Origin of the sequence: Chitiniphilus purpureus (genome assembly GCF_025642115.1) — a bacterium.
Taxonomy (GTDB): domain Bacteria; phylum Pseudomonadota; class Gammaproteobacteria; order Burkholderiales; family Chitinibacteraceae; genus Chitiniphilus; species Chitiniphilus purpureus.
Genome location: NZ_CP106753.1, coordinates 2,807,476 through 2,815,775, shown reverse-complemented (window position 1 = coordinate 2,815,775; position 8,300 = coordinate 2,807,476). Strand labels below are relative to the sequence as shown.

At 63.6% G+C, this 8,300-nt stretch carries 6 protein-coding genes; 2 read left to right on the top strand and 4 right to left on the bottom strand.

Going from position 1 to position 8,300, the window contains the following annotated elements; translation table 11 throughout:
* Positions 1-12 precede the first annotated feature (12 nt).
* Positions 13-1,935: a bifunctional diguanylate cyclase/phosphodiesterase gene (locus N8I74_RS13035; RefSeq protein ID WP_263123536.1), complete on the bottom strand. Its 1,923-nt coding sequence runs from the start codon at positions 1,933-1,935 to the stop codon at positions 13-15.
* Positions 1,936-1,945: 10 nt separating this feature from the next.
* Complete coding sequence (locus N8I74_RS13030; RefSeq protein WP_263123535.1) at positions 1,946-2,683, bottom strand: transglutaminase-like cysteine peptidase; 738 nt, start codon at positions 2,681-2,683, stop codon at positions 1,946-1,948.
* A gap of 138 nt (positions 2,684-2,821) precedes the next feature.
* On the opposite strand from N8I74_RS13030, the gene N8I74_RS13025 reads away from it, so the two are divergent.
* Entirely contained in the window at positions 2,822-4,666 is a 1,845-nt protein-coding gene (locus N8I74_RS13025) for a TolC family outer membrane protein (protein WP_263123534.1), read from the top strand.
* Between the two features lie 232 nt (positions 4,667-4,898).
* Here the strand turns inward: N8I74_RS13025 and N8I74_RS13020 are convergent, their stop codons facing one another.
* Positions 4,899-5,258 (bottom strand): hypothetical protein, encoded by a 360-nt coding sequence (locus N8I74_RS13020; RefSeq protein WP_263123533.1) that lies wholly within the window; start codon positions 5,256-5,258, stop codon positions 4,899-4,901.
* 224 nt (positions 5,259-5,482) lie between these two features.
* Between N8I74_RS13020 and N8I74_RS13015 the strand changes: the two genes are divergently transcribed.
* On the top strand, positions 5,483-5,743 hold the full coding sequence (locus N8I74_RS13015; RefSeq protein ID WP_263123532.1) for a hypothetical protein: 261 nt from the start codon (positions 5,483-5,485) through the stop codon (positions 5,741-5,743).
* Between the two features lie 221 nt (positions 5,744-5,964).
* Here N8I74_RS13015 and N8I74_RS13010 read toward each other — a convergent pair whose 3' ends face one another.
* On the bottom strand, positions 5,965-8,256 hold the full coding sequence (locus N8I74_RS13010; RefSeq protein WP_263123531.1) for a PAS domain S-box protein: 2,292 nt from the start codon (positions 8,254-8,256) through the stop codon (positions 5,965-5,967).
* Positions 8,257-8,300: the final 44 nt, after the last annotated feature.

The following is an 8,300-nucleotide window of genomic DNA, read 5'->3' as shown; positions in this document are numbered from 1 at the left end:
TTCACCGCATGATCAGGTAAGAGCGCGGCGGGTGGTCACCGGGCCCGTCATGCCCTGCACGCCGAGCTTGGCGAGCATGTCCCATTCGGCATTGGTCTGCACGCCCTCGGCAATGGTGAGCAGACCGTTGCCGTCGGCCACGCCGACGATGGCCTTGATCAGCTGCTGGTTGCCGGCGTGTGCCTCGATACCCTGCACAAAGCTGCTGTCGATCTTCAGGTAGTCGAGCTGCAGCTCGAACAGCTGCGGAATGCTGCCGAAATGGCGGCCGAAGTGCTCGATGCCGACCTTGCAACCCAGCGGGCGCAGCCGGCGGGCGAATTCGGCCAATGCCCGCATCTCATCGCGGAAGCCGAACTCGTTCACTTCCAGCCACAGCCGGCCGGTGTGCGCCTTCTGGCCGCGCAGCAGTTCCAGTAGCCTGTCGACGAACTGCGCATCGGCGATGGATACCGCTGACAGGTTGACCGCCACGTCGCCCTGGCCTTGCCCCAGCTCGGCGCAGGCCAGGCGCACGGTTTCCAGATCCAACGCGCTGGTCAGCCCCAGCCGGCTGGCCATGGGCATGAAGGTGCCGGCGGTCAGCAACTGACCGTCCGCCTGCTGCAGCCGCAGCATCAGCTCGCGATGCCAGAGCGCGCCGTCGCGGTGCAGCACCGGGTAGCCGGCCAGTCGGAAGGCACCCTGGTCGAGCGCGCGGCGCAGCGCCTGCTGCCAGTCCTGAGCTGAGCGGGCGGGCAGGGCGCTGTTGAGCCGGGCGGCATGGATGCCGTTGCTGCTGCCTTCGGCCTGCGCCAGCGCCTCATCGGTGCGGGCCAGCACGGTGCCGATCGCCTCGCCGGCACGGTACGGCGTGATGCCGATGGCGGCGAGGTCGTGCTGGTCGGCAAGTTCGGCGCGCCGCAGCTCGGCCAGGCCCGCCTGCATGCGCTCGGCCAGCCCGCTGACGCGCGCCATATCGTCGCCCGGCAGCAGCACGGCGAAATCGGCGCCGTTCAGCCGGGCCAGCAGCGCATCGGGCTCGTGGCCGAGCACGGCGCCAAGCTTGCCCGCCACCGATTGCAGAAACTGGTCGGCCCGCTCGCGACCAAGCCGGCGGTTGAGGCCCATCAGATCGCGTAGCCGCAGCAGCAGCAGGGCGCCCTCGGGCGCCGACTCCTCGTCGCCCAACGCCTGCGCCAGCCGCCCCATGAAGAAGCTGCGGTTGGGCAGCTGGGTGAGCGCATCGCGGTTGGCCTCGCTGCGCAGCGCATCGATGCGCGCGGCCTGCTCCGCGAACATGGTCTTCACCCGCTCGACCATGGTGTTCATTGCCTGCACCACAGCGCGCAATTCGGTGATCCGTGGCACCGGGATGGTGACGAAACGGCGCTCGCTGATCGCTTCGGCCTGGCCCACCATCTGCATGATCGGTCGCTTCACCCACAGGAACAGCCGGTGCAGCACCAGTCCGGACAGCAGGCCGGCGGCGCTGATCCACACCAGCAGCTTGAGCGCGCCGTCCCAGAGGGACTGGTAGGCGAAGCGCGAATGAGCCTGCACCGTGACGCGTCCGGCCTGCTTCCAGCCGTCGCTGACATCGGCCTGCCCGGCACTGACCTCGATCGGGAACAGGTCGATGAACCACTGCGGCACGCTGCCGGTCTCGCCCGGATTGCTTCGCTCGGCAATCACCTTGCCAGTGGTGTCGGCATAGCGCACCAGTTCGAAATGGCCACTGTCGAACAGCGCGGTGACCATCAGTTCGCTGGTCGCCTCATCCTTGGGCTGCTGCGTCATCGACAGCGCGAGCCCTGCCGCGCTATCGGTGCTTTGCGCGTACAACTGCTGTTCCAAGTAGTTGCGTGCCGTATAGAGGCTGACGATGAAGCTGCCGAGAAAGGCGACCACGGTGGCAGTGATCACCAGCAGCCAGAGTTGTCGGAGCAATGACATCGTTGAATCCTCAAGGATCGTAGCCCTGCGCCTGCATGCGCAGTATCAGGTTGGTCCAGCGTGACAGCCGTTCGACCGGCGCGGGCGCCGCGCCGCCGACATAGACACCGTCGCGGTTGAAGCTGAACACCGGCAGCAGGTCCGGCCGGCGTGAGGCCGGGCGGATCTCGCCGATCAGATTGTCCAGCACCAGCGGCTCGGCCTGCGGTGTGGCGTAGTAGGTGAGCACCATGTGTGCCTGGGTCACGGTGCTGGTCGGACCGCCGATCCGTGCTTTTACATACGTCAAGCGTAATTTGTTTTTTTCGACACCAGCTTCGATCAGGCTGAAATACTTGGCGACGGCGAAATCCTCGCAATCACCGGCGGCGCGCCCGATGGCTTCCAACGGAGTTGCCCAATAGTCCGCTTCGTTCCATAGTACCTGATCATCAAGGAAAGCCAGATGGCGGTTGAAAAAGCCGTTGATGCGCTCCAACCGTTCAAGATCGGCAAGCGATCTGGTCTCGGTCACGGTCTGGCGCCATGCCTGGAATGCCTTGAGCGGTTTGCTGCCGAAGCGGCTTTGCAGCAGTGTCTCCATCCGGCCGCTGTCCACCGCGGCAACTGCGAAGCAGACCGGCAGCAGGAGAAGCCACCCCCGACGGGATGGCCGCAACCACTGCCGAAAGGGGGCCGTAGAAATGGGCACGCGGAGCTGGACGCTAAGGGATGTCCCATCATCGTCAAAACGCTGGCGGCTGTCCATGCATTCGGGCGCTTCCTTGTTATGCTAAACTGCGGCGCGTGCGATAAGTAATGTAATAGTAATTTGTTTTCTTACAAAAAACAGATGGAGATGGATCGTCATGCCGCGATGCCTGTCTCTCTGACCACGGAAAGATCGATGAATCGGAACAAGATACTGCTTACTCTCCTGGGTGCCCTGCTCGGAGGGATTGCCGTTACGACGACCCAGGCCAAGACGCTGGCCGAATCGGTGGAGAAGGCGGTGCTGCGTAATCCCGAAGTCAGGGCGCGTTGGCACGAGCTGCGTGCCGCCGACGAGGATATCAATATCGCCCGCAGCAACTATCTGCCGCGGCTGGACGTGCAGGCGGCAGCAGGCCGTGCCTGGCAGGATGAACCGGATGCGCCGAGCGAGAGCTATTCCAATCCCAGTGCCAGCGTGGAGCTGCGCCAGATCCTGTTCGACGGCTTTGCCACGCGCGACGAGGTACGGCGTGCAAGCTATGCCAAGCTGAGCCGTTACTACGACCTGCTGGCCGTGAGCGACCAGTATGCGATGGAAACAGTGCAGGCCTACTACGACGTGCTGCGGTTTCGGGAGTTGGTCAGGTTGGCGGAGCGCAACCACGCGACGCACCTGGATATCTTCAAGTTGATCGAAGAGCGTACCCAGGCCGGGGTGGGCCGTCGGGTCGATCTGGAGCAGGCGGCCGGCCGGCTGGCGCTGGCCGAATCAAACCTGCTGACCGAGCGTTCCAATCTTTATGACGTATCGGCCCGCTATGCACGCCTCGTCGGTGAAGAGCCGGGGGAGCTTGCCGCTCCCCCCGAGCTTGGCGGCTCGCTGCCGACCCCTGCCGAGGTGCTGGGGCAGGCGGTCAAGCGCAATCCTGCGTTTCTGGCTGCGGTATCCAATATCCGTTCTGCCCGGGCCGGCACCGGCGTGAGCCGCTCCGGCTACTGGCCGACCCTGGAATTGCGCGCCAGCCAGGGGTTCGAGAAGAACCAGGACGGCGCGGAAGGCGATTTCCGCAACAGCCGCCTGATGCTGATGCTCAATTACAACCTGTTCAAGGGCGGCGGCGATCGCGCCCGTGAGCGCCGCGCGGTGGAACAGCTCAGTGGTGCGATCGAAATGCGGGACAAGGCGTGCCGCGAGATCCGGCAGACCACGCAGATTGCGTGGAACAATGTGCAACGGCTGGGGGAGCAGCTCAAGTATCTGGAGCAGCACGAGCTCTCGACCCGCAAGGCCAGGGATGCGTACCGGCAACAGTTCGATATCGGTCAGCGTTCGCTGTTGGATGTGCTGGATACGGAGAACGAATTGTTCGACGCGAGTCGGGCCCTGGCGTCGGGGCGGATCGACCGCAAGATCGCCGAGGCGCGGGTGCTGGCGCAAACCCATCAACTGCTGGCGGCCTTGAAGCTGACGCCGCTTGAGACGCAGGTTGCCGAGCAGGATCTGGCCGGCAGCGAGATCGAAGACGAACAGGTGCGTTGCAGTACCGTGCTGCCCGCGGCAGAGCCGGCGATCTCGCTGGCACCCGTACCCACGTCCCCGGCTGCCCCTGCCGCGGATGCGTCACTGGCGGAGGTGCCGGCCATGCCCGGCACCGCTACGCGCAATGAGATTGCACAGCAGATAGACAACTCGGACAAGGCGTTGGAAACGGTGGTGCGGACCTGGGCTAACGCCTGGTCCGCCAAGAACGTGGCCGCCTACTTCGACCACTACGCTACGGACTTCAAACCAGAAGGCGGGGTTGGCCAACCCGAATGGGTCACCCAGCGCACCACCCGCCTGACCAATCCCAACCGTATCAACGTACGCATCGACCGTTTTCAGGTTTTGAAGAAATCGACGAAGGCGGCCGAGGTACGCTTCATTCAGCACTATGAGTCCGCGCAATACCGGGACGAGGTCAGCAAGACCCTGATTCTGCTGCACGATCAAGGGCGCTGGAAGATCGCCCGTGAAAGGATCAACGTCGAATCCTGATCGGTCTGTTGCGCTGCGCCCATACGCCATATCGCCTCCAACCCGGCTTCATTGCATTCGAAGCACGCCTTGAGCCGCGCGTTCCCAAGTGCCTGCAGCACTTGCCGCCCCGCACTTCCAGCCTCACCCCCTCATTGCCCACATAGCTGCAGTACCCGGCTCACCCCGGACATCCCGCCTCGTATCTGTTGAGACCCCTGGTCCAGCATGGGCCAAATGCTATGGATGCGTTTCAATGCAAAGGCTGAGCACTGCGCTGCAGCCCCAGGTCGGTAATGGTGCCTGCTGCGTCCAGTTCAACATACATGCCAAGCAGGCGCTGACCTGCCGCACGCAGCGATTCATCGAGCCCGGCCAGGTCATGCGCCATGAGTCGGCGGATTGCCGAAGGGGAGGCCTGCGCCACAAGATGCTCGATGATCGGCGTGGGCACCCGCAAGACGTGTTTACGGATCGCGGCAAACTCGGAAAAGCGAAAACGCGGTGCGGCACGCATAACCTGCTCCAAATAGAACGAACGTTCTGTATCGTAGTACGAGCCGCTGATGCATGCAAGCAGCAGTGCGCAGTCACTGCCGACTGATTCGCTCATGCACCCTCGCATCAGACCGGAGCCGAGTCGAGGGCTTTGGCGGGTCGATGCGGCAGACGGCCGCACCAGGCCACTCGGCCAAAGACAAGGTGCGACGCTCGAATCGGCTCAGGAGCGGCTGGTGCTTTCCTTCATGCTTTAAGACTGGCACGGACAGCCGTTCCGTCGTTGGGTCGCTAAGCTGGGCAAACAGGTGGCAAGGCCGCCATCCGAAGGAGCATGCCATGAGCCAGGATCGATCGTTGCCAGATGAACGGCGCGGCAATACCCGCGCGGACCGTCCCCAGAATCTGCCACCCGAAGACCCCGCTTCGATGCTGGCGCGCCGTAAGCGCGCCACCGGAGAGGTCGCGCTCTCGCCCGAGGGTGACAGTGAGCGGGGAGCCACCGAAGGGGGCCGCGACGGGCGTTATCCAACCCAAGGACAGCGCAACGAGCTTGCAGCGCAGCAAGCGGTCGAGGCAGGGCGCAAGAAGGTGGAATAAGGGCAGGTGTCGACAGCGGGGCGTTGCTCGCTTCTGCGCAATGACGAGGTAGTGGCCATCAGCGCAGGCGCTGGACCGGCCGCCAGCCGCTGCTGCTTGGCAGCCCCTTAGGTTTCTTTGCTCGTTCCGAAGCTTGACCCACAGCAGCGGCGTCAGGCCGCTGCACTTCCGTTTTATGGCCTGATTCCAGCTGGCGGCTTGGTCGTCTGCTGGCTGTCCTGTCAGGATTGCGCAATCACGAACCTGCATTTGCCGCCACGTTTGGCAAGGTAGAGCGCGTCGTCGGCCAATTTGATACAGGCTGCAGCATCGCCGCCGGCTTGCTGCAGGCCGGCGATGCCGATGCTGGTGGAAAGGGTGAAGGTGAGGTCATCCAATTCTAGCGGGGCGCGGGTGGCTTCGATGATCTTGGCGGCCACGTGCGCTGCGTCGCCAAGACCCCCGGCCAATCCTTCCAGAATGACCACGAATTCGTCGCCACCCAGGCGGGCAAGCGAGTCAGTACGCCTGATGCAGCTTTTGATGCGTTCGCCAAAGGCGACCAGCACAGCGTCACCACTGTCATGCCCATAGCGGTCGTTGATGCCCTTGAAGCCATCCAGGTCCATGTAGAGGATTGCGCATTCCTTGTCCAGCCGTTTGCTGCGGGCCGCAGCCTGCTCCCACTGCTCGGTGAAGCCGCGCCGGTTAGCAAGGCCGGTCAGCATGTCCTCGGTGGCCTGCTGTTTCAGCGAGAGTTCAAGCTGCTTGCTGTCCGTGATGTCCTGCACCATCACGTAGCAGCCGATGACCTGGTCGTCCTGCAGATGCGGCAGATAGGTGCAGGATGCGTAGCGGTGCTGTCCCGCACGCGTCTCCTGCCGCTCGTAGGTCAGCGCCTCACCGGCGAGCGCACGTTCCCAATAGGGTTGCACATCACGCGCGTGCTGCGCCCCCAATGCCTCACCCACCGTCTTGCCCAGCATGGCGTCCGGGTCCACGCCATACCAGGTGCGGAAGGTCGCGTTGGCAAACTGGTAGCGGCCTTCCCGATCCAGATAGCACACCAGGGCGGGAAGCTGATCGGTGATGGTCTTGAGTTGCAGCCGGCTTTCGCGCAGCGCATTTTCGACCGCCAAGCGTTCCGAGATGTCGCGCAGGAAGGCGTTGAAGCGCAGGGGCGTGGTGTTGGCGCTGGTAATGGTGAGCTCAACCGGGATGTCGCGGCCGTCACGACAACGGGCCTGCAGGTGCAGCAGCTTGTTGAGCACCGGTCCTTCGCCTGTGCGCAGGAAGTGATTCAAGCCGCGGTTATGCTGCTCGCGCCACGCGGGCGGAATGATGGTGTTCTCCAGCGGCTGTTTCAACACCTCATCGCGCCGCCATCCGAACAGGAGCTCGGCCTGTCGGTTCCATTCGATGATGGCGCCGGTTTCATCGATGCTGACAAAGGCATCGTAGGCGGTCTCCAGGATGCTGCGCACATTGGCCTCATTGCGCCGCAGTACCGCTTCGGTCTGCTGTTGCTGGTTCAGTGCCGCCATCAACGATGCGTTGGCTGCGTGAAGTTCCTCGGTGCGCAGCACCACGCGCTGCTCCAGGTTCTCGCGCAGTTCCCGCAATGCCGCTTCGGAGAGCTTGCGGTTGTGGATGTCCTCGATCACCGAAATGAAATGCAGTGGGTTGCCGTTGGCCTGACGGCGCAGCGAGACGGTGAGGTTGATCCAGATGATCTCACCGTTGCCGCGGAAGTAGCGTTTCTCCGTGGTGTAGTGGGAAAGCTGTCCGTTCAGCAGGCGCTGCAATTGCGCCAGGTCGGTCTCCAGGTCGTCCGGATAGGTGATTTCCTGGAATGTCAGGCCCAGCAGGCGCTCCTCGGCGTAGCCCAGGAGTTCGCACAGCTTGCGGTTCACCCGCAGCCAACTGCCATCCAGATCGACAAAGGCAATCCCTACCGCTGCCTGCTCGAAGGTGACATCGAGATCGAGTTTGGATTCGAGCAGCGCATCCAGGCCCTTGGTATGTGCGTCGAGCGCGACCAGCGATGCTTCCCGCTGCTGGATCTCCCGCTCAGTCATATGGCCCAGGTCACCCAGCAGCTGCAGCCAAGGCGCGTCCGGCTGGCGCGGCAGGTAATCGATCGCACACAGCGTGCCAAGGCGGATGCCGCGGTCCGAATGCAGCGGATAACCTGCATAGAAGCGGATGAAGGGCGCTCCGACGACCATCGGGTTGTCCGCGAAGCGCGCGTCCTGCCTGGTGTCCGGCACGATCAGCATCTGGTCGGTCAGGACGGTGTACTTGCAGAAGGAGACTTCGAGGGGGAGCTCGCAGATGTCCAGGCCGACCTTCGATTTGAACCACTGACGATCCGCGTTCAACAGCGAGATGAACACCGCAGGCGCGGCCAGTGCAGCTTGAGCAAGGCGGGTGATCCGGTCGAACGCCTCTTCGGGCTCGCTGTCGAGCAGGGCCAGATTGCGTAGCAGTGAAAGACGGTGCGCTTCGTCGTAGGGGGTATCGGGGGCAAGCATGCAGTCCGGTCTCTTTGACATACTGGATCGGCCTGGCGCCGCGC

Bases quoted from the DNA above. Each gene is read 5' to 3' on its own strand.
- N8I74_RS13035 (WP_263123536.1), bottom strand. From the start codon at position 1,935: ATGTCATTGCTCCGACAACTCTGGCTGCTGGTGATCACTGCCACCGTG.
- N8I74_RS13030 (WP_263123535.1), bottom strand. From the start codon at position 2,683: ATGGACAGCCGCCAGCGTTTTGACGATGATGGGACATCCCTTAGCGTC.
- N8I74_RS13025 (WP_263123534.1), top strand. From the start codon at position 2,822: ATGAATCGGAACAAGATACTGCTTACTCTCCTGGGTGCCCTGCTCGGA.
- N8I74_RS13020 (WP_263123533.1), bottom strand. From the start codon at position 5,258: ATGAGCGAATCAGTCGGCAGTGACTGCGCACTGCTGCTTGCATGCATC.
- N8I74_RS13015 (WP_263123532.1), top strand. From the start codon at position 5,483: ATGAGCCAGGATCGATCGTTGCCAGATGAACGGCGCGGCAATACCCGC.
- N8I74_RS13010 (WP_263123531.1), bottom strand. From the start codon at position 8,256: ATGCTTGCCCCCGATACCCCCTACGACGAAGCGCACCGTCTTTCACTG.